This window comes from Legionella septentrionalis, from assembly GCF_003989745.1.
GTDB lineage: Bacteria > Pseudomonadota > Gammaproteobacteria > Legionellales > Legionellaceae > Legionella_A > Legionella_A septentrionalis.
The window spans coordinates 123779-145381 of record NZ_RZGS01000003.1 but is presented as its reverse complement, the minus strand read 5'-3'; the positions used below and the strand labels follow the sequence as shown (position 1 = coordinate 145381).

Sequence of the window (21603 nt, the reverse complement as noted above, 5' to 3'; positions counted from 1 at the left end):
CCAATGTATTAAATATCATTTGCCAGATTCCTTTCTTGGACCAACGTATAAATCGTTTATGAACTGTAGACCACTTACCATATTTCTCAGGCAATGACCTCCATTTTGCACCATTCCGAGCCATCCACATTATACCTTCTACAAAAAGCCGGTTGTCTGATCCCTCCGACCAGGATCCCCCGACTTACCTGGTAAGCAATCTTTAATCCTGTTCCATTCATCATCTGTAAGCATAAAACCACCTTGTCATTTCTATCGCAGATTATACACAATCATCAATGTCGACAGAACCTAGTTCAAGATCTCTTTTGCTCATCATTTCTGCCAAGTCTCGATAACTAATTCCATATTTGCAATACCAACGCACACATTGCATCATCACTTCTCCATGGAAATGACGCCATTTAAATGCTGTAGGTTTTTTGGAGCGCATTTTCTATTCTATTGTCGGACAAGATTGCTTTAAGTATAAACTATTGCCCGTTTTTGCAACGGAGCCTTCATGATTTGTTTTTGATTGCACGGGACTGCTAACTGGTGAAAAAAAATTAAATGGCGTAAGAGAAATCGGTGTTTGCTCACGAGATCCCACACTAGTTGAAGATGAGGCGATAGTCTCTTGGTTTTCAGCTGAAATGACTTTATTCATTAAAGACTCAGCGCTGACTTTTTCGATGATTTTGTCGACTTCTTCTTCGGTCATAAAGTCATCAAAAAAATCGTCATCTAAGATATTATTTGTGGTGATGGCTTGCGCTCGATTTTTAATGGCATTCCAGTATTTTAGGTCTTCTTCAGAAAGAGGCGGTAAAGACTCAATATCTGCTAGGCTTAACTCTTCCATTAATGCATCGTAATTATTAATAACTACAAATGGCCCTACTAATTTAATCACAAGTTTGTCGGATTCAAAATCAACAGTATGTTTATTGTATTCTCTTAGAATCGCTCTGAATAAATACGCAGCTCGTCTAAGAGATTGTTGTTGTAGCTGCGTTACTTGCTCACTCTCTAAAAATTCAGGGGAATAGAATGAAGCGATTACTACGTCATCAACCCGATAGAAAGGATATGTCCTATAGTCTAAATCCCCATACAACTTTTTAAATTCTCGGTAAACATTTAGGTAGTTTTCTTGGTAGACCTGATCACGGTTTTGTTTTTTAAAATCTTGTGATGTGGGCTCTAAGAAGCCTGCAAGAGCCGCCTTTTTGCCATTTATCTTACCAAGTGCTGCAGAAATATCTTTCTCGCTCATTCCCTTTCTTGCAGCTGCAAAACCTTTTTTGTATTGTTCTATTTGGTCTGTGTTATAAATCTTGCTTAGCTTTTCCACAGAGGGCAAGTTTCTCCCATCAAGGGCCAAGGAATATCCTCTCTGATAAGCTTTTTTAAGCAATCGTTCCTCTTTTGTTGTCTCTCGCATTTTAGTGTCAAACCCTTTGTGGTAGGCTTCCGCATATTCTTTTCCTTTTGCTGCAGTCAGTTCTTCAAGGCTTTTAAGATTGCAATCCACACTTGCTGCCATCCATCCCGCCCAGTAACCTAATTCGGATGGTTTCTTTTTGGGCCGATTTCTTTTCTTTTTCCCAGAACTAGTTTTTTCACCTGAGCTGCTTGATAAAGAGACAGAGGGTTTTGTAGCATGTTTTCGATAGGAAATTTCCCACTCATTGGCAAAAATGGAACTTGTAAATCCCTCTTTGATTGATTTGATTTTTTCCTCTGTTAAAGGGTTATCTTTATTCTTTAACGCAGCTATTTTTCCTGCTTGCTTTGCTCGTGTTTTTTCTGCTTTGATTTCTGGGGATTCAGCCGGTATGGGTGGTAGTTCTAATTTCTCAGTTAATCCGGAGCGTATGAATTCATTTTCATCTTCTTGTAGAACTTCAATGTCAACGCGATGACATTTTTTATTGTGGGTGGCATTCTCTTCTGGCAAATTGGTACTAGGCGGTAGCGCTAATCCGAAGGGGGAGAATGGTGTCATGTTTGGATTAATGTGAGAACTAGAATTATTGGTTCTTGAATAAAAGGGCCCTAGTATGGCCTCTGCATCAAGAGATTGAGCATTTGATGTAATTATAGGAAATCCATAACCTGGTAGGCCAGGTGCCAAAATGGGCGCCATTCCATATGTAAAATAGGAGCTCAGATTACTCGTTTGCAAAGGAACTGCATACGCAGGAGTTACATTTGTTGGGGCCGCTAGAGTGCGAGGCTTTTTTGAGGGCGGTAAATACATATATATTAAAATTAATAAAAGCAATACATTGTATTATATATGATCAATTGCATATATAGAATACATATAGATTAAAATTTATTAATATACCTTTATTATGAACAAGCCTATGTATAAGTATCACATCAGTTTTGGTAATCCCCCGAAAATAACTGATGTCAAAAGTAAAATTTTCTCATAATCTATGTTGGAGGAGATTTTGCATGAAACGATCAAAATTTACTGATAGCCAAATAGTGTCAATTCTAAAACAAGCCGAAGGGGGACCCCCTGTTCCAGAGCTCTGCCGCGAACATGTGATCAGTGCGGCCACTTTTTATAATGGCGAGCGAAATTTGGTGGAAGGGATACTTCGATGATGTCCCTCTTAAAAGAGTTAGAAGTCAAAAATAGTCGTCTTAAGACAATGTACACTGAAGAGCGATTGCAAGCTGAGATTCTGAAAGAAGCTATTGAAAAAAAGTGGTAACACCGTCGCACCGGAAGGAATTGGCGCAAAAGGCGGTGGTGGGGTATCAAATTTCTATTCAAAAAGCCTGCTTGCTTTTTAGCATTAGTGAAGTCTGTTATCGCTATGAAGCAAAATTAAGCGATGAGAATGCCTAAATAGCCGATTGGCTATTACGCTTGACATCCTCACAGCGTAACTGGGATTTTGGGTTATGTTTTTTATATCTGCGTAATGTGAAGCATTTTAAATGGAATCACAAACGTGTCTATCGGATTTATCAGGAGCTGGAATTGAATTTAAGGATTAAACCCAAAAAACGGTTAATTAGGGAAAAACCAGATGCATAAGTTGTGCCTGATAAGATTAATCAGTGCAGGTCTATGGATTTTATGCATGACCAGCTTCAAAATGGACGCAGTTATCGCCTCTTGAATGTTATTGATGATTTAATCGCGAAGGTCTAGCTATCGAAATAGATTTCTCTTTGCCCCACAACGGGTTATTAGGCGCTTTAGCAAGTAATAGAGTGGCGCGGGAAACCTTTATTCATTCGCTGTGACAATGGATCTGAATACATCAGCCGCTTGTTAGCTGAATGGGCCAGAAAACAATAAATAACCCTGTTATTTATCAGACGGGTAATCCGCAACAAAATGCTTATGTTGAGCGATATAACCGGACTGTAAGGTATGATTGGCTTAATCAATATTTATTTTGTACGATTGATGAAGTACAAGAGTTCGCTACTCGATGGCTTTGGTCATATAACAATGAAAGACCTAATAGGGGTATCGGGGTCTTACCACCAAGGCAAAAATTAGACTTATTAGTGGCCGCTTAATCCTCTACTTTTGATCTCAGATAAAAATGGGGGGATTAGATTGGATGTCGAAACAGCGAATATTGAAGTACTGAAATGGTTACGTGATATTGCTAATATCCGCATTCATCAGACCACAAGAACAACCCCTCTATCGCTTTAAGCAGGAATTATTAAGCCTGCAGCCTCAAACATTTCCAAAAGCAATTCATACCGCAAAGCCCAAACGGGAGCAATTTCCTTTGCCTATACAGCGTATTCAGACAGATAGAGGTTTAGAGTTTTTGCTGAAAAAGTTCAATTAAAAATGATGGAATTAGGCATTAAATTTAGACCAATAAGCCAGCTTCTCCTCATTTAAACGGCAAGGTAGAACGATCGCAAAAAACAGATCTTGAAGAGTTTTATGCTATTACAGATTTGTCTGACTTTGAAACTCTTAGAGAAGAGCTAGCTCAATGGCAATTTTTTTATAATTGGCAGCGTCCTCATGGTTCACTAAAGGGAAAACCACCCTCGGCTATCGTGGCCGAATTAAATGAAATAACTCCTTTTAGCGAAGAGGTTAGTAATAACTATAAAATAGACAACGAGCGTACTCCAATAGCTAATTATCAGACCGATTTGATTATGAAAAAATTGAAAGAATCTCTATGAATCACACAGTTTATTGCAAATAAACTAACCATTATTTTTAATGATGGTTAGTGATTATAAAGTCCAATGACCGCAATATGTATGTAGTTCAAACTTATTTTGAAGCCAGTTGCTATTTTAGAAGTATCTGTCAGGCAATTCAGCTAATATTTTCCCATCCAGATTTTTTCGCATCTGTCAAAGCTTGCACTGGAGTTCCCGCAACCGATTCAGCCACGGGCGCGCTCTTTTCATCCAGAGCTTTTTTCAGGGTAACACATCTAATTTTGAGTCCTTGCTTCCTATGCTTTATGCACAAATGTAAAAATCCGCGTGCAAAGCACTTACAGCAGGCATTTTGCCTTTAATTTGCTCTCCTGGATGCATTTACCCTGGATCTTTTGCAGTTCATTCACAGCGTAATCATATCTTTTTACGGAAAAGATTAATTATTTAGCAAAAAATTGTACATAACAAGCAAAAAATACTCTATCTTTATTAGATAGGGCTTGGAAATTCAAGATGGACGCAATAAAACAGCAAAACGGCTTCAGCTTGCTTGAGGTTTTGGTCAGTGTCCTGGTATTGGCCATAGGACTGCTCGGCATTGCGGCATTGCAATTAAACATGATCCGCCACAATCATTCGGCACAATTACGTGCCGTTGCTGTAGCCCAGGCAGGAAACATGCTCGATCGCATGCGTGCCAATTATGAAGGTGTGCAAGCTGGCTTTTATAATAATATTTCCGGAATACCAAACGCACCTAACTGTACAAGTTGCACCAACTCGCAAATTGCCGCACGAGATGCAAATGAGTGGAATCATGCCAATGCTGTATTGTTGCCATCCGGGCAAGGAAGCGTCGCAAGCCATGGCAACCGTTTTCTTATCACGGTGCGTTGGGATAACAACAGAACAGGCGTCACAGGAACGAATTGCAGCGGGGATCCCGAGGTGGACCTAACCTGTTTAACCATGGAGGTGCAACTATGAAGGTAGTTAATCTTCAGCCGGCACCAGGTTTTTCCATCATCGAATTTTTAGTTGCCATTACTTTGGGCACTTTAATTGTTGCCACGGCCGGTTCCATTTACGTCAGTAACAAAGCCACTTATCGCGTGCAGGAAGGATTAGCCCGCCTGCAGGAAAATGCACGTTATGCCAATTATCTTTTAAATCATGAGATACGCATGGCAGGCTTTCAAGGATGCAGCAGCAGCAATTTTGTCAAAATAACCAACCGCGTTAAAAACCCATCTAAAGTATTGGCTTACGACACGCCGGTGATGGGTTTTGATGGTTTAAGTTCTACATTCAGTCCAAACTTGCCCGCCAATTTATCCGGCAAAGTTGCAACCGGTACGGATGCCGTTGAAATTAGGATGGCTGAAAACACCGATGTTCAGCTGCGCGATGATATGAATCAACCGAATAATCCTGTCCTGGTATATGACCGGCTCGGCATTCGAGCAGGCGAGGCGCTGATGATCAGCAATTGCGTTGTAGGGGATATCTTTATCGCCGGTGGCAACACAAATGCCACCGCAATTACGCATACCGTCACCAATAACACCAGCAATGAGCTAAGCACTCCGTATACGGCAGGATCGCACGTCATGCGTTATGTTTATTACGCCTTTTATATTACAGATACCGGCCGCAGAAACGCAGACAATCAACCCATCTACGCTTTGGTACGCCAAGATTTAAATGGCAATGAAATGGAAATCGCCGATGGCGTTGAGCAAATGCGCGTGCGTTATGGGGTAGATACTAATAAGGATAATACAGCGGACGTGTACCAAACCGCTACAGAAGTTACCAACAGCAATAACTGGGATAATGTGATAAGCCTTAAAATTAATTTGTTATTTTCCACCATAGAAAATGTAAAAAATACGGTGCAACCCTACCAATTCAATGGCGCTAACTACACCCCTACGGATAGAAAGCTTCGTCGCGAATGGCAAACTTTTATTACGCTTAGAAACAGGGGATTGCCGTCATGAAAAAACAATCAGGTGCCACCCTGGCCATTACGCTTATTTTGTTATTTTTAGTGACTTTGCTTGGCATTACGGCCATGCAAGTGACTCATATGCAGGAAAAAATGTCTGCAAACCTGCAAGATAAAGAACTTTCCTTTAATGCTGCAGAATCAGCTCTAGCCGCTGGCGAAGCTTGGATCCTTGGCTTGACCAGGCAACCCTCTGTACAAACCACCTGCTCACCGTTTCCCTGCGTACAGGAAAATTATCAAGATATTATTTTTAAAGATCAATCTGTATCCTGGTGGCAAGAAAATTCTGCTGCCTATGCTTCACCCTTGGATAATATCGCCACGCCCCCGCGTTATTTCATTGAGTTTTTGCAATTCGTGCCTGACTCCCCAACGGTGGGAAGCTCATCTGCTAAAAGCACCGGAACATTTTATTATCAAATTACTACGCGTGGAACCGGTGCTTCTGATAATTCAGTCAGCATATTGCAAAGCACCGTTGGCAGGAGGTTTTGATGCAACGTATTTTCTGCAAGACCCTATGTAGCTGTATTATGATCTTGCTATTATTGCCCTCCTTTCCGATATTTAGTGCCTCTCTTAATCTGGCACAAACGCCATTGTTCTTAACCGATAGCGTGGCTCCTTTAACCATGCTGGTGGTTAGCCGCGATCATAAACTTTATTTTGAAGCTTATAACGATGCAACCGATGTAGATGGCGACGGTGCTATTGATCTTAAATTCAAACCAAGCGTCGATTACTACGGTTATTTTGATAGCTATAAATGTTACAACTACAGCAGTGCTGAACAATATTTCTATCCAATTTCCAAAACCACCACGAAAAAGTGCTCTGGCAGCTGGAGCGGTAATTTCTTGAATTACCTTACTACCGCACGCCTGGATGCATTGCGTAAAGTTCTTTATGGGGGGTTGCGTTCGATTGATAACGCCAATTTAACGGTGTTACAGCGCACTTATATCCCGCAAGACGGCCACAGCTGGGGTAAAGAATACCGTAGCCTTGGGGTAGACGGTTACAGCATTAGCGATTACACCCCATTTTCCCAACCTTTATTCGGTACATACCATTTATTCGCAAACACCACCTTGCGCAATAGCAGCACAGGCCAACCCTTACTTCGCGTGGCGCTCAATCAACCCTACCGCATCTGGGAATGGGTAAGTATTGAGCGTCCCGTGGCAGGAAGCCGTGCCATAAATGGAGGCTCTGGTCCTTTCATTTCAGGAATTATTGATTATGCAGTACGCGTGAAAGTATGTGATTCTGCCATTGGCTTGGAGAGTAATTGCCGTTCTTATGCTACGGGTAGTGCGAAACCTGCGGGATTGCTGCAGGAATTTGGGGAAAATAATTCCATGCTGTTTGGCTTAATTACCGGCTCGTACAATAATAATTTGGCAGGAGGCGTGCTGCGCAAAAATATTTCTTCCATCACCGATGAAATTAACATGCGGACTGGGCAGTTCACCAGTGTAAACGGTATCATTTCCACATTAAACCGCCTGACAGTTACTGGATTTCAAACCGATTATACTTATAGTTGCGGCTGGATCACCACGCGAAATCTGGTCAACGGTGAATGTCAAATGTGGGGCAATCCACTCGCTGAAATGATGTATGAAGCCATACGTTATTTTGCAGGTAAATCCACCCCCACGAGTGCATTCAATTACTCAGGCGGCACGGATGATACCTTAAATTTAGCGAAACCTTCCTGGAAAAATCCTTACAGCGAGTATCCCCGCTGCTCCAAAGCCAACATGCTCATCATCAGTGATGTGTATCCTTCCTACGATAGCGACCAAGTACCAGGCAGTTATTTTAATAGCACGAGCGGCGACTTATCGCCTTCCTTAAGTGGAGCAAGCTTGGGGCAAACCATCTTTACAGGTGAGGGGTTATCAAGCTTGCTCGCTTTCATAGGCCAATCCGCAGGCGTTAGCGATGGTGCACCTACTCCTAAGACGGTAACCAGTTTCGGCAATATACGTGGCTTGGCACCACATGAAGCAAATTCGGAAGGCAGTTATTACGTGGGCAGTGTTGCCTACTATGGCTGGTTGAATGATGTGAATAGCGCATCCGGTAAACAAAACGTTAAATCATTCATGGTGGGCTTATCCTCGCCATCGCCTGAAATTACCTTTAATGTAGGCGGCAATCCCATTACCATTATTCCTTTCGGTAAATCGGTGAAAGGTTCGGATATTAACGCCACCCAGGGGCGATATCAGCCCACCAATAATATCGTCGACTATTACATTGAATCCCTGACGGAGACCGGTGCCGTGCTTCGTGTTAATTTTGAAGACGTGCAACAAGGGGCAGATTTTGACATGGATGCCATCGTCAAATACACCATTACCGTTAATCCTAACAATACGCTCACCATCCATTCGGAAACCATATACAGCGCAGGTTCAATCACTCAACACATGGGGTTTGTCATTTCCGGCACAACAGCGGATGGCGTTTATCTGGAAGTTCGCGACAGTGATACGGCAACATCGGCAGATATTGATTATTTTCTGGATACACCTCCGGGGCAATTGCCCGGCAAGGGGTGGCAAGATAACAAGCCTCTACCCACTGTTACCAGCCGCACCTTTACTCCCAGCAGTAAACCGGATGCCAGCTTTTTAAATTCACCCCTTTGGTATGGGGCAAAATGGGGTGGGTTTAATGATTTGAACAATAGTAAAACACCGGATCAAAGCAAAGAATTTTCAACCAGTGGCAGCGGCGATCCGGATAATTATTTCCTGGTAACCAGTGCCGGTAATTTACAAACACAGTTAGCCAAGGCTTTGGAGTTAATTATTGACCGTACCGGCTCTTTCTCATCTGCAGCATTAAGCAGTGGATTTCTGGCGGCGGAAACCAGAGTCTATCAAGCCATTTTCCGCACCCTGGATTGGAGCGGTCAATTGTTAGCTTTTGCGATTGACGAAAATACAGGCGATATTTTATTCACTGGCAGCGGTCCAAATGGCTCGATTTGGGATGCTGCAGAAAAATTGGATACGCAAAATTACAATACCGGCAGACGAATCATTACCTATAAACCTTCAGCAAATCGCGGCATACCCTTTCGGTGGCCAAATAATCCAGCCTCACCTACCAGTAATGAACTGGATACGTCACAAACAACTGCCTTGAATGCCAATCCTTCTACGGGATTGAATGACTCACAAGGCAGCAACCGTTTAAATTATATCCGCGGCAATCGCGCCCAGGAAACACAAAGAGGAGGGATTTTCCGTGAACGCACAAGCTTGCTTGGTGACATCATCAATTCAAATCCCATTGCCGTAGGCATTCCTGAGCAACAATACCCGGTAGTATGGTCTGGCAATGCAGCTGAGAATAATTCCTCATACAATACGTTCCGGCAGAATAACTTAAATCGGCAAGCCATTCTTTATGTGGGCGCCAACGATGGGACGCTGCATGCCTTCGATGCGACTACAGGCAGTGAAGTATTTGCCTATGTGCCTTCAAAAGTGTTTAGTAAACTATCTTCTTTAACTTCTCCCGATTATACCCACCAATATTTTGTAGATGGCTCGCCCACGGTTATTGATGTATTTATAAACAACCAGTGGCGAACAATACTGGCTGCTGGTTTGAATGGTGGCGGCCAAGGCGTGTATGCACTGGATATCACTAACCCGGCGCAATTCAATGAAGGAAATGCAGCCAATATGGTGAAATGGGAATTCACCGACCTCAATGATGCAGACCTAGGCTTTAGCTATAGCCAACCCTCCATCGTCCGGCTTGCCAATGGCCAATGGGCTGCTATTTTCGGCAACGGCTATAACAATACTGCCGCGGACGGGCGCGCCAGTACCACCGGCAATGCCGTCCTTTACATTGTGGACATCAACACCGGGGCACTCATTAAAAAACTGGACACCAGGGTGGGAATGAGCGCCGATCCATTGGGTTTGGCACGTCCTAACGGCTTATCAACGCCCACCGTCGTGGACGCGGATGGCAATAGCATAGCCGATCTTATATATGTGGGTGATTTGTTTGGCAATGTTTGGAAAATCGATATTTCTTCCAGCAATGTCAGCCAATGGGATTTTAGCTTTAAATCAGGTGCAACGCCGCTGCCCTTTTTCGTGGCACAAGACAGCAATGGAAACCGCCAACCGATTACCAACCGCCCTACCATTTCCCGCCTCGATGCGAATGCATCAGGGTTTCAAATCTATATTGGCACCGGTAAATATCTGGAAACCAGCGATAAAACTGACACACGTGTGCAAACGGTGTACGGTTTACGCGATGATGGCACCGGCGCCATCACAGGGCGCAGCCAATTGCGCGAGCAAACCATTTTATCCGAGCAGGGCAATGTCCGCATTACCAGCAACAACCAATTAGCCAATAACGATAGGGGTTGGTATCTTGATTTGCTGGTGAATACTGAGCGTGGTGAACGCGTCATTGCCGATATGATTTTTTTAAATAGAAAAATTATTTTCTCAACCACTATCCCTACTTCCGATCCTTGTGATTTTGGTGGTGAAAGTTGGTTAATGGAACTTAATGCGTTTACGGGGACCCGCCTTGATTACCATGTGTTCGATATCAATGGCGATGGCTTATTTGACAGTAATGATGGAGTCACCCGCAGTGAAGGAGGGCAAACTATTGAAGTCCCTGTGAGTGGACTTAAGTCTGACGTAGGTTTGGTAGCCACTCCAGCTGTGCTTAATGCCGGCAGCATCGAATATAAATATTTGCCCGGAACCAGCGGCGACATTCAAAAAGTGACTGAAAACCCCGGCCTAAACCGCGCAGGCAGGCAATCCTGGCGGCAATTACAATAAGTACATGCTTTAATCATACCGACATTAAATTACCTTTTTGTTCTATACTTGATCTAAGTGAGCAAAAAGGTAATTTATTATGCCTACCATTCAAGAACAATTGCAAACATTCGATTATTCCAAGAATGCTGACATGTCGCAATTAATCAGGGATTGGTATAGAAATCAAAATACCATTTATATAGACAGGGAGCCTTTAACAAAAATATTTGCAGATAACGACTTCCAGCTTGATGCTGAAACGGCGATGAATGCGGACGAGAAAACCCAGCAAGAATTCGCAGAGCGCATCTTATCGAAACTGGTTCCTGAAAAATACCGTGTTACGGAGGAAGATTTGCAAAGACTGCAATCGTTAAACAATGAACTGGGTTCATCAACACCTATCAGTGGCCAGGAACATTTGCAAGAAGAACAAAAACAACTCTTGGATAAAGTAACTCAGCAAAAAGCCATACTCGCAGAACTCCCGAAACATTTACACCAGGGAGGCTTACCCTATGCTTTGGAAACAAAAATGGTAAACACCCTGGCTTCCGAGGATCTGGCCCTTAACATTGACAAATCAGCAAAAGTTCCGCAGATGAGCCGCAGCACCCACATCGTAACCAATCAGGAAGGGTTCGACTTGAAGGAACAATTTATTTATGCCGGTGATATCGTTTCGAAATGGGATAGGGATGAAGTATTGTTTGAGTATGACAAACGATCCGAACAAATAAAGCAACAAGATGTAAACCATACGCGCCAACCTAAACCCATGCTGGCTGGGAATTCCCTGTATGCCGTCAAGGTAACCCCGGAAGCATTTACTCCCAAATTGGAGCAAATGAAACTTATGGTTAGGGAAGAAAAACTAGAAAGAAAAATCCAACCCGAACATTTTAAGCAAGAAACAAATAAAACCGAACAAAAAGAAACAAATGCAGTTCACGTTCAACCCGTGAACCTTAAACCAAACAAAACGAATCTTACTTCTTTTCTCAAGGAAAAAATGATTGAATTTAAGAACTTATTTACTACTGCAAAAGTACAGGCAAAAAAAGAAGAGCAAGAGGAGCATAGCCCCCCTTCCATGAAAAAATAAATGCCGGGTTATTGTAAACCTGGCCGTATACCCAGTGCCAAAGGTAATTGCTCAGCCATGGCTGTACCAATGTTTTTGGCCACCCGCTCAAGCACTGATTCTTTGTATGTGTAATCGACGATGTTATCGATTTTAATGATTTCGCGCGCCAACTGGCCACTACTGGCAAACCCGTCAATTAAGCCACGCTCTTTCGCCTGCATTCCCGTCCAATATAATCCTGAGAAAGTATCCTCATCAATTTTCAAACGCGTACCGCGTCCCTGTTTTACTTTGTTAATAAATTCCTGGTGAATCAGATCCAGCATGGTTTGCAACATTTTTTCCTGGGAAGAATCCATGGGAGAAAATTGATCAAGAAACCCCTTATTGCGACCAGCGGTTACCAAACGTCGGCTAACCCCCAATTTTTGCATGGCGTCAACGAATCCAAACCCGTTATACAAAACACCTATAGATCCCACAAGGCTTGCGGGATTTGCATAAATTTCATCCGCAGCAGCAGCGACGTAATAAGCAGCAGAAGCACAAGCGTCGACGCAGACTGCATAAGTTTTAATTTTGGGATATTTTTTACGGTAATGTTGCAAGGCATTATACATATAATCGGCTTGCACAGGGCTGCCGCCAGGACTGTCAATGCGGATAATTAAAGCTTTCATGCTTTTATTTTCATAAGCTTTATCAAGTCCCTTCACGAAATTGTCACCATTCGCAGCCTGGCTAGCAAAAATAGTTCCATTAACATCAATAAGACCAACATGCTCCTTGGCGCGGGAACCAGCTTCCTCGCTACGGGAAAATAAGAATTGATAGGCAAGCCAAAGAACCAGTACTAAAACGACAGCACGCATTACCCAGCGCCAGAAACGCTTGCGTTTTTGTTCGCGCATGTATTCAAGCACAATTTTATTTAATAAAAGTTGCGAGTCATTACTGTCCAGAGGATTATTATTCATACCAGCTACTTGATTTTGCAAAAATAATCCCACATTTTACGGTAGATGCAGCTAAATTTAAATAATTGGACTTGCATCGCCGTATAAAAATAAATCGTTAGGGGTCTCTCATGCGCATGGATAAATTGACATCCAAATTTCAAATGGCTTTGGCTGAAGCACAATCTCTGGCTTTAGGCCGCGACAATGGTTTTATTGAACCGGAACATTTAATGAAAGCCCTGTTAGACCAGCAAGGCGGGACGTGCAGACCACTGCTGTCCAAGGCTGGCGTCAACATACCCCAATTGCGAACCTTACTGGATCAAGCACTCGATCGCTTGCCAAAAGTTTCTGGCACTGGCGGAGAAATCCATATCTCCAATGCTTTAGGGCGCCTGCTCAATCTAACGGATAAATTATCACAACAACGTAAAGACAATTATATTTCCAGTGAATTGTTTATTTTGGCTGCCATGCAGGAAAACGGTGCCTTGGCACGCTTGCTCTCGCAAGCTGGAGCTGACTTGAAAGCCATTGAAAAAACCATTGATGAAATCCGCGGTGGTGAAAACGTTAATGATCCGAACGCAGAAGAACAACGACAAGCTTTGGAAAAATATACCCTTGATTTAACCGAACGTGCTGAACAGGGAAAACTTGATCCCGTTATTGGCCGTGACGATGAAATTCGCCGCACCATTCAGGTATTGCAACGCCGCACTAAAAATAACCCGGTACTCATTGGCGAACCGGGTGTAGGTAAAACCGCCATCGTTGAAGGCTTGGCACAACGTATCGTCAATGGGGAAGTACCCGAGGGCTTAAAAAATAAACGCTTGCTGTCTCTGGATATGGGTGCTTTAATCGCCGGCGCCAAATTCCGCGGTGAATTTGAGGAACGACTAAAAGGCGTGTTGAACGATCTTGCCAAACAGGAAGGACAAATCATTTTATTTATTGATGAATTGCATACCATGGTGGGTGCGGGCAAGGCTGAAGGAGCCATGGATGCTGGCAATATGTTAAAACCAGCGCTAGCTCGCGGGGAATTACACTGCATCGGCGCCACCACCCTGGATGAATACCGGCAATACATCGAGAAAGATGCAGCTTTAGAGCGTCGCTTTCAAAAAATACTGGTGGATGAGCCTACGGTTGAAGACACGATTGCCATCCTGCGCGGTCTTAAGGAACGTTACGAGGTTCATCACGGCGTGGATATTACCGATCCGGCCATCGTGGCTGCTGCCACCCTGTCGCACCGCTACATCACTGATCGGCAATTGCCCGATAAAGCCATTGATTTGATCGATGAAGCAGGTAGCCAAATCCGTATGGAAATTGATTCCAAACCGGAAAGCCTCGATAAGCTCGACCGCCGGCTCATCCAATTAAAAATAGAGCGGGAAGCTTTAAAGAAGGAAAACGATGAAGCTTCGAAAAAACGTTTGGAAGATCTGGAACAGCATATTGATGAATTGGAAAAACAATATTCGGATCTGGCGGAAATATGGAAGGCTGAAAAAGCTACCTTGCAAGGTGCGACCCACATTAAAGAAGCATTAGAACAAGCAAGAATTGAACTTGAAACCGCCAAACGTGCCGGCGATTTGGCCCGCATGTCGGAATTGCAATATGGCCGTATCCCTGAACTTGAAAAACAATTGGCACATGTTTCGCAACAAGAAGCGCAAGAAACTCCTAAACTGGTGCGCAATAAAGTCACGGAAGAAGAAATAGCAGAAGTTGTTTCCAAATGGACAGGGATTCCTGTAGCGAAAATGCTTGAAGGCGAACGTGAAAAATTACTGCATATGGAAGAAGCTTTGCACAAACGCGTCATTGGTCAAAACGAAGCGGTAGACGCGGTAGCCAATGCCATCCGCCGCGCACGTGCAGGCCTTTCCGACCCTAACCGGCCTATCGGTTCATTTTTATTTTTAGGCCCGACCGGGGTCGGCAAAACTGAGCTTTGCAAAGCTTTAGCCGCTTTTCTATTCGATACAGTAGAAGCCATGATTCGCATCGATATGTCCGAATTTATGGAAAAACACTCGGTAGCCAGGCTAATTGGCGCCCCCCCAGGTTATGTAGGTTACGAGGAAGGTGGCTATTTGACTGAAGCTGTGCGCCGCCGCCCCTACTCCGTTATCCTGCTCGATGAAATTGAAAAAGCGCACAGCGATGTATTTAATATTCTTTTGCAGGTATTGGATGATGGCCGGTTAACGGACGGGCAAGGCCGTACGGTGGATTTCCGCAACACAGTGATTGTCATGACGTCAAATTTAGGTTCCCACCTCATTCAAGATATGGGTAGCAAGCTTAATTACGAGCAGCTGAAAGAAGCCGTCATGCAACTGGTGGCGCAACATTTCCGTCCCGAATTCATCAATCGCATCGATGACACCGTCGTCTTTCATTCTTTGAGCAAAGAACAAATTGCAAATATTGCCACCATTCAAATCAATCAGCTAAAACAGCGTTTGCAACAACAGGAAATTGCATTGACTGTAGAACCGGCTGCTTTGAACTACCTGGCAGAAGCAGGCTTTGACCCCGTCTATGGGGCCAGGCCTTTAAAACGCATCATCCAGCAAAAATTGGAAAATCCTTTGGCGCAAGCTCTTCTAACTGGGCAATTTGTGCCTGATGATACGATTCTAGTTGCTTTTAAAGAAGGGCAATTGCAGTTTGCTAAAAAATAAATAGCACTGGCTGGCTTCTAAAGCTTATCTGCAATGCCCATGCTGCAAATACCTGGCCCAACCAAACCGTGAGGGCCAGGGGAGTACCATAAGAAGCTTGCAAAACGTCTACGTTCGCGGTTATTCCTCGTCTTGAGGATGGGTATTAATTCCAAGGTCTAAGCACAGCATCATGAAAATTAAAGACATACAAACCATCGAATACCGTTATGGTGAAGAAACAGCAATAAAAAAGTTTTTATATCGGTGCAAAGCACCCGTTTTAATCAAAATAAAAGATTTTCCTGATGCGTTTAATTTGGATTATTTTTACAAGAATATAAGTGGCAGAACCACATACAGTACATTTGCAGCTCACGATTGCATAGCACATCAAATAGGAGATTTTAAAAACGTCATCGCCGAGATCAAACAAAATAAACCTTACCGTATTTTTGGAAAAATAATGAGTCGTGCTCAATCGGCAGAGATTGAAAAATATGTCCCTCTGTGGCAATGCCTTCCCTTAAGACCAAGGTATTTTGAACCCCTTCTGAAAGTAGCTTATTTTTTCGGCGGAAAGGGTTCGCACACCGGAATTCATTTTGATCGGGAACACTGCTGCATCTTACATTTGTGCCTAAGCGGTAAAAAACAATTTTTACTATTTACGCAAGACCAAAATGATTATATTTATAAAACCCCGTTTATTGGCGATTCGTTGCTCGATTTTAGCCAACCCTTGCCTGTATTGTATGAGCAATTTCCAAAATTGCGCCAAGCAACAGGCTATGAAGTGACTCTGGAAAAAGGGGACATGCTATTTATGCCCAGAAATTGCTGGCATTTTACACGTTATTTGGATGCATCGGCAGCAGCCAGTTATGTTTTTTATCCGAAAAAACTCTTCCAATATTATGGCTTTTTTACCGGACATTTTTTTTGGGGCTATAAAGGCGAAACAGGTTTTCGTCTTTGCGAGTGGCATCCATTTAAAAAATTTACGCAAAAATACGCCCATGCAGCCGGGAAAACAAGGGTGTTTTATAAAATATTGGAAAAAATGTTGTATGTAATCCTGCTGCCAATCGTCAGCATCTTAAGCCTTCTTTCCTATACGATAAAACCACGGCGGTTATATTGAAGGATTAAGCTTGCCACATGATCTTGCCGGTCTGGTCAACGGTTAATTTTCGTTCATCCGTTGGGTAAACCATTTCAAGAAAAACATCGCTGCCAGGCTCTTGCATTCCTTTAAGGCAACGTTCGAGTACTAACAAATTCTTCCCGCACACAGCTCCTGCCTTTCGCAATGATAATAAAGAAGGAATATTGGGGATAGGGAGACTGCGCACAAATGTCATAAACACGTCGACTTTCGCTTCTCTTGCAATGTGTTTCATCCGGCGGCGCATGGATGTGGCAAACCCGAGCCGTTGGAAATGCGGCTCAACCACCAACATATCGGAATATCCTACTTGCCCTAAATGCTCGTAAGCGGCTAACCGAGATTGTAAGGACAAGGGATTATCCTTACAGTAAAAAATCATATAACTGATGAGCATCCCATGTTGCCAACCTAGTAATACCTCAGTTGTACCGGTTTCAATGGCTTTATTTATTGCATTATCGCAAGTAGATTTAAGGCAACCGCCATTAAATAAATCTTGATCAAACAAAGATCGCGGGGTGATTTTTTGGTTTAACAACCGAATGTGTTCCCATTCGCTTTGACTAAGAGCAGCCGCTTTTTTATGCAGGATATCCATATAAGAAAAATGCATTGAATCAAGGCGGATTTTATATTTTCTTTCTTACCAGATCCAGTATCTTTCGCAAACCATCAAGAGCAAATACAAACCAAATAGATTTTATATTGAAAATGTACGACATTATTTATACAATCAATCTTTTCAATTGAGCTTTCCTATGAAGCACGAAAATTTTTACAAATTTCTTGAAAATGAGTGTGAGGAAACTCTGGATTTTTTAAATACTTTGCAAGCTGCAGATTGGCAAGAACTCACCCCTTTTATTGAACAAATTCTTAAACATAAACCTGCCCATGCAGCAGCACTTGCTTTGCAGGCCCGCATCCTTGAAGTGAATGGACAAAAAAATGCAGCCATAGAACAATACCAACAAGCAGCTTCATTAAATTCCCGCTATGCACACCATCAACTTGGAGAATTTTACTTAAAACAACAAAATAATATGCTGGCTATTTCCCATTTGCAAAAAAGCCTGGAATTGGGCTTGGATAAATCCAGATCACGCCTGGTTCATGTACTTTTTTGTGAAGCAAACAAGGAAAATAACCTGGTAAAAAAACATGCTTTGCGGAAACAAGCTATCGGATATCTAAGCGGCGCTCAGTTTACTGAATATAAAGAGAAATATCTGCAAGACATAAGCTCCGTGCGCGATACATCCAAATTGGATAGTTTATTTTTGCTAAGCCAGCAAGACATGACTGCTTTCTCCATTTACCTCACCCGCTCCAGAGCGCACCGCCATGAACAATATTTTTTTAATGAAAGTTTATTTTCACCGCCTGCATTTAACCTCAGTTATTCGGAATCCGAGATTTTTCAATATACTGAGCAATATTATCAGGACTTGCAGGAAACAGGCGAGGAATCTCAGCGTGAATTTTTATCCTTTCTTGAGTTTATGGAAAAAGAATTTAAGCTGGATTTCCAATACAAGCGCTTCCAGTTATATTTGCTCTTAAATGACAAAACCAAAGCTACTGAGCTTTATGAAACCAGACAGTTTAAGGAAATAACCCCAGCTGAACTATTCGAGTTGGGCAATTTGCAACTTAGCGATATCGACTTAAATATAAGCCATGAGAAACTGGAGCAATGTGATTTTGATAAAGCCTGTCAATATTGGTATCAAAGTTATAAAACAGGTTTAAAGGATGCCGGAACAGCACTTGTAAATTCTTTACGGGAAAATGCTAAAAATAATGGAGAAACTATTCATGCCAAGGCCTTTCAATGCGCATCGGAAAATTCTGAGGAAGATAATAAACTCATTGATGATTTTGTGGCACGCCTAATCATTCAATTCTCCTTAGGCGATAATGCATTATCGCAAATCCTTACCCATCATCCCGATACAGTCAAAACGCTCATCAATAACAACCAATTCCCTACTGAATTTAAAAATAAACCACATGCTCTTGCCATTTTTTTAAAAAATTATTTTGAGAAAATGGATGCAGAAAAAAGAATGATTTTTTACAACCATAACTTGCAACAAATTCTCTTGTACCTTACGAATAATTCATTCTCCCAGCCTGAGGAAGTTAGCCATTTTTTATGTAAACTCATGCCAGCAGAACAGGAGCTTTTACTAACTCATCTTAAACGACGGATCGAGGAAGTTGAAATTTTAGAACGTTACCATGCTATAAATATCCAGGAAACGCTTGCCATATTTGCGGTTTTGGGAATTATAGGGGGTACTTTTATGGGAATAATGGGGGCGGGAATTGCCCTTATTACTTGCTTTACTTTTATTTTAGCGGTGATCACCGGCTATGTTTTAGTAGGCCTAGGCGTCATCGGGGCGATGACGATGCTTGCTTTGGCTGCAGCTGCTTTTGTTCTTTTCTTAAAAGACTTAATTCCTGGTAAAAATTTAAGCCCTGAAGTTCATGCTTTTAAAGACCAGCTAAGTCAATTAAATTGTGTGCAAGAAAATCTCACTACAGCAATCCGGATAAATAAAAATTTTGGATTTTTCCCCCCTGCTGCAGAAGAGAATGCCGCGGACATAGAAGCAGCTTGCCCAGGGGAGAATTTAGCCGCCCATTTGCCTGCTTAAACGGGCGGCACTCGTTTAATTAATTAAGCGGCTGCGAAACGTGCATCGATGCGGCTGACTAATTGCTGGTGAATATTATCAAACCCACGATTACTCATGATAAGCACGGCATCGCCAGTGCGTACAGCTCGGGCCACCGTATCAATGATAGCATCTGTGGTGGGTAATATTTGATATGCACAGTTCCAATTTTTAGTCGTGTCTGCCAGAGAAAATTCCTGTGGATTTAAAATGAAAGCTTCGTCTACTGCATGCAAAGCATTCCCCATTGCCTGCGCATGCACGCCGGTTCGCATGGTGTAGGATGCGAATTCCATTACTGCTAAAATTCGCTGGTGGCGCCCGCTCTGCTTTAAAGCTTGTACCGTTTTTTCAATGGCCGTCGGGTGATGTGCGAAGTCATCATAAACGGTAATACCATGGCGGCTGGATTTTACTTCCAGGCGCCTTTTTACGGGAGAAAACAAAGCTAATGCTTCGGCCGCGGCAAGAGGATCTACGCCTGCATGCATACTGGCAGCAAAAGCGGCCAAACCATTTTCCACATTAAAGCGGCCAATTAAAGGCCATTGTATTTCTGCAAGCCGTTTCCCTTCATGGATAATGCAAAAAGCTTGTCCGCTTTCTTCCAATAACTCTGCGCGCCAATTGGCTTGGCCCGACAAAGCGAGTGTTTCCATGTGACTATAATAACCATGCGCCAGTACTTCCTTAAGAGCTGCATCATCGCGTGGTGTTAATATGACTCCATTGCGTGGTATGGTCTTTAAGAAATAATGGAATTGTTGTTGAATAGCGGCAAGGTTTTCATAAATATCCGCGTGATCAAATTCCAAATTGTTAAGGATAGCCAGCTTGGGACGGTAATGCATAAACTTAGGTCGTTTATCGAAAAAAGCACTGTCGTATTCGTCTGCTTCAATGACGAAATAGTTACCTTTGCCTAAGCAGGCGCTGGTATTAAAATTTTGTGCCACGCCGCCAATTAGAAATCCGGGTTGTAGGCCTGCATGGTGTAAAATATGCGCCAGCATGGAAGTCGTAGTCGTCTTGCCGTGTGTGCCTGCAATGGCCATCACTTGATAACGAGGCAGAATGTTTTCAGCCAACCACTGCGGCCCTGAAATATAAGGTTTTCTGGCATTTAACACTTCTTCCATCACCGGCATGCCACGCTTGATAGCATTGCCAACGATTACGCAATCGGCTTTTAAAGCTTGTGTGCTATCATCATATCCTTCCGTCCAGCGAATCCCCTGAGCCTCCAGCAAATCACTGATGGGGGGATAACAGTTAGCATCGCTGCCGGTTACCGTATACCCGGCAGCGCGTGCTAATAATGCCAACGCGCTCATGAAAGTGCCGCTTATCCCCAAAATGTGTATGTGCATATGCAAAACCTTTAATTAATCATCCTTACAGGATATAGAATCACGGGATGCCCTGTTGTGTTAGTCCAAATCTAAAAATTTAACCGGATCAGCGCCAAAATGACATCACTAAAATATTCACAGCAAGTAAACCAATGCTGGCTAATACAGCCGGAAAATAATCCACCATTAACGCGTGTTTGTAAACATAGGCTGAAATGCTAAATTGCCAAAAAGTTAATAACAACGTAGATAATAAATAAACAATTCCCATAAGCAAAATCAGAGGCTGCGGCAGTGCCTGGTTCACGAGTATGGGACCTAATAGCAAAAGCGGAAAAGCAAACAAGTGTACGATGGTGTGGCCAGCGAACAAACTTGTTAACGTCTGCACAGTGCGGCTGCCAAGGCGGAACAAGGCTAATAAAATAGAAGTAAAAAAGATATAGGAGAATATGAGCGATGTTCCTGCCAGGAAAGCCATGGATAAGGTAAGTTTTTTTTCAACAATGATAAGCCGCCATTGCACGATTAAAATAAGAAGAAAAAATATCATCATGATGCCGAGCAACAAAGGTGAATAGGGAGTATCAGCGGGACTTCTTTTAAACGTACTCACCTGCCAGTATTCCTGAATCAGTGCAGCCCACATGCTT

General features: G+C 42.8%; 13 protein-coding genes and 4 pseudogenes. 10 read left to right on the top strand and 7 right to left on the bottom strand.

The window, feature by feature from the left end:
• The 3 genes and pseudogenes from ELY11_RS12770 to ELY11_RS02490 all read right to left on the bottom strand — a co-directional run.
• Positions 1-148: pseudogene (locus ELY11_RS12770) on the bottom strand (transposase); the annotation flags it as partial.
• A 156-nt stretch (positions 149-304) separates the two neighbouring features.
• Positions 305-433, bottom strand: a pseudogene (locus ELY11_RS02495) (IS6 family transposase); the annotation flags it as partial.
• Between the two features lie 3 nt (positions 434-436).
• On the bottom strand, positions 437-2119 hold the full coding sequence (locus ELY11_RS02490) for a hypothetical protein (protein WP_127032462.1): 1683 nt from the start codon (positions 2117-2119) through the stop codon (positions 437-439).
• Between the two features lie 329 nt (positions 2120-2448).
• Here ELY11_RS02490 and ELY11_RS02485 point away from each other — a divergent pair.
• The 7 genes and pseudogenes from ELY11_RS02485 to ELY11_RS02455 all read left to right on the top strand — a co-directional run bounded on the left by ELY11_RS02485 (position 2449) and on the right by ELY11_RS02455 (position 12112).
• Positions 2449-3537, top strand: a pseudogene (locus ELY11_RS02485) (IS3 family transposase).
• A gap of 209 nt (positions 3538-3746) precedes the next feature.
• Positions 3747-4173 (top strand): annotated as a pseudogene (locus ELY11_RS12860) (integrase core domain-containing protein); the annotation flags it as partial.
• A 501-nt stretch (positions 4174-4674) separates the two neighbouring features.
• The gene (gene pilV, locus ELY11_RS02475) at positions 4675-5148 is read left to right on the top strand and encodes a type IV pilus modification protein PilV (protein ID WP_127032461.1); all 474 of its coding nucleotides are present in this window, start codon (positions 4675-4677) and stop codon (positions 5146-5148) included.
• Positions 5145-6164 (top strand): PilW family protein, encoded by a 1020-nt coding sequence (locus ELY11_RS02470; protein ID WP_126953047.1) that lies wholly within the window; start codon positions 5145-5147, stop codon positions 6162-6164. The genes pilV and ELY11_RS02470 overlap by 4 nt, the downstream gene beginning before the upstream one ends.
• Positions 6161-6670, top strand: coding sequence for a pilus assembly PilX family protein (locus ELY11_RS02465; RefSeq protein WP_126953046.1), 510 nt, complete (start codon positions 6161-6163; stop codon positions 6668-6670). Before ELY11_RS02470 ends, ELY11_RS02465 begins: the two co-directional genes overlap by 4 nt.
• A 38-nt stretch (positions 6671-6708) precedes the next feature.
• Positions 6709-11025, top strand: a complete 4317-nt coding sequence (locus tag ELY11_RS02460) for a pilus assembly protein (RefSeq protein WP_158615162.1) — start codon at positions 6709-6711, stop codon at positions 11023-11025.
• Positions 11026-11104: 79 nt separating this feature from the next.
• Positions 11105-12112 (top strand): hypothetical protein, encoded by a 1008-nt coding sequence (locus ELY11_RS02455; protein WP_127032459.1) that lies wholly within the window; start codon positions 11105-11107, stop codon positions 12110-12112.
• 8 nt (positions 12113-12120) lie between these two features.
• Here ELY11_RS02455 and ELY11_RS02450 read toward each other — a convergent pair whose 3' ends face one another.
• The gene (locus ELY11_RS02450; RefSeq protein WP_127032458.1) at positions 12121-13071 is read right to left on the bottom strand and encodes a S49 family peptidase; all 951 of its coding nucleotides are present in this window, start codon (positions 13069-13071) and stop codon (positions 12121-12123) included.
• A 110-nt stretch (positions 13072-13181) separates the two neighbouring features.
• Between ELY11_RS02450 and clpB the strand changes: the two genes are divergently transcribed.
• Complete coding sequence (gene clpB / locus ELY11_RS02445) at positions 13182-15761, top strand: ATP-dependent chaperone ClpB (RefSeq protein ID WP_127032457.1); 2580 nt, start codon at positions 13182-13184, stop codon at positions 15759-15761.
• Positions 15762-15933: 172 nt separating this feature from the next.
• A complete protein-coding gene (locus ELY11_RS02440) occupies positions 15934-16884 on the top strand; it encodes a cupin-like domain-containing protein (protein ID WP_127032456.1) in 951 nt (316 codons plus the stop codon).
• A 4-nt stretch (positions 16885-16888) separates the two neighbouring features.
• Here the strand turns inward: ELY11_RS02440 and ELY11_RS02435 are convergent, their stop codons facing one another.
• Positions 16889-17509 carry a hypothetical protein gene (locus tag ELY11_RS02435; protein ID WP_127032455.1) on the bottom strand — a complete coding sequence of 207 codons (621 nt, stop codon included), beginning with the start codon at positions 17507-17509 and terminating at the stop codon, positions 16889-16891.
• 160 nt (positions 17510-17669) lie between these two features.
• Here ELY11_RS02435 and ELY11_RS02430 point away from each other — a divergent pair, with 160 nt between their 5' ends.
• Complete coding sequence (locus ELY11_RS02430) at positions 17670-19577, top strand: hypothetical protein (RefSeq protein WP_127032454.1); 1908 nt, start codon at positions 17670-17672, stop codon at positions 19575-19577.
• A 23-nt stretch (positions 19578-19600) separates the two neighbouring features.
• On the opposite strand, the gene mpl is transcribed toward ELY11_RS02430, so the two are convergent.
• Both mpl and ELY11_RS02420 read right to left on the bottom strand, forming a co-directional pair.
• On the bottom strand, positions 19601-20974 hold the full coding sequence (gene mpl / locus ELY11_RS02425) for a UDP-N-acetylmuramate:L-alanyl-gamma-D-glutamyl-meso-diaminopimelate ligase (RefSeq protein WP_199737571.1): 1374 nt from the start codon (positions 20972-20974) through the stop codon (positions 19601-19603).
• Positions 20975-21056: 82 nt separating this feature from the next.
• The gene (locus ELY11_RS02420) at positions 21057-21599 is read right to left on the bottom strand and encodes a hypothetical protein (RefSeq protein ID WP_126953037.1); all 543 of its coding nucleotides are present in this window, start codon (positions 21597-21599) and stop codon (positions 21057-21059) included.
• Positions 21600-21603 lie beyond the last annotated feature (4 nt).

Coding starts and splice junctions, on each gene's coding strand:
- ELY11_RS02420 (WP_126953037.1), bottom strand. CDS start 21,599: ATGTGGGCTGCACTGATTCAGGAATACTGGCAGGTGAGTACGTTTAAA.
- ELY11_RS02460 (WP_158615162.1), top strand. CDS start 6,709: ATGATCTTGCTATTATTGCCCTCCTTTCCGATATTTAGTGCCTCTCTT.
- clpB (WP_127032457.1), top strand. CDS start 13,182: ATGCGCATGGATAAATTGACATCCAAATTTCAAATGGCTTTGGCTGAA.
- pilV (WP_127032461.1), top strand. CDS start 4,675: ATGGACGCAATAAAACAGCAAAACGGCTTCAGCTTGCTTGAGGTTTTG.
- ELY11_RS02455 (WP_127032459.1), top strand. CDS start 11,105: ATGCCTACCATTCAAGAACAATTGCAAACATTCGATTATTCCAAGAAT.
- ELY11_RS02450 (WP_127032458.1), bottom strand. CDS start 13,071: ATGAATAATAATCCTCTGGACAGTAATGACTCGCAACTTTTATTAAAT.
- ELY11_RS02435 (WP_127032455.1), bottom strand. CDS start 17,509: ATGGATATCCTGCATAAAAAAGCGGCTGCTCTTAGTCAAAGCGAATGG.
- ELY11_RS02430 (WP_127032454.1), top strand. CDS start 17,670: ATGAAGCACGAAAATTTTTACAAATTTCTTGAAAATGAGTGTGAGGAA.
- ELY11_RS02440 (WP_127032456.1), top strand. CDS start 15,934: ATGAAAATTAAAGACATACAAACCATCGAATACCGTTATGGTGAAGAA.
- ELY11_RS02470 (WP_126953047.1), top strand. CDS start 5,145: ATGAAGGTAGTTAATCTTCAGCCGGCACCAGGTTTTTCCATCATCGAA.
- ELY11_RS02465 (WP_126953046.1), top strand. CDS start 6,161: ATGAAAAAACAATCAGGTGCCACCCTGGCCATTACGCTTATTTTGTTA.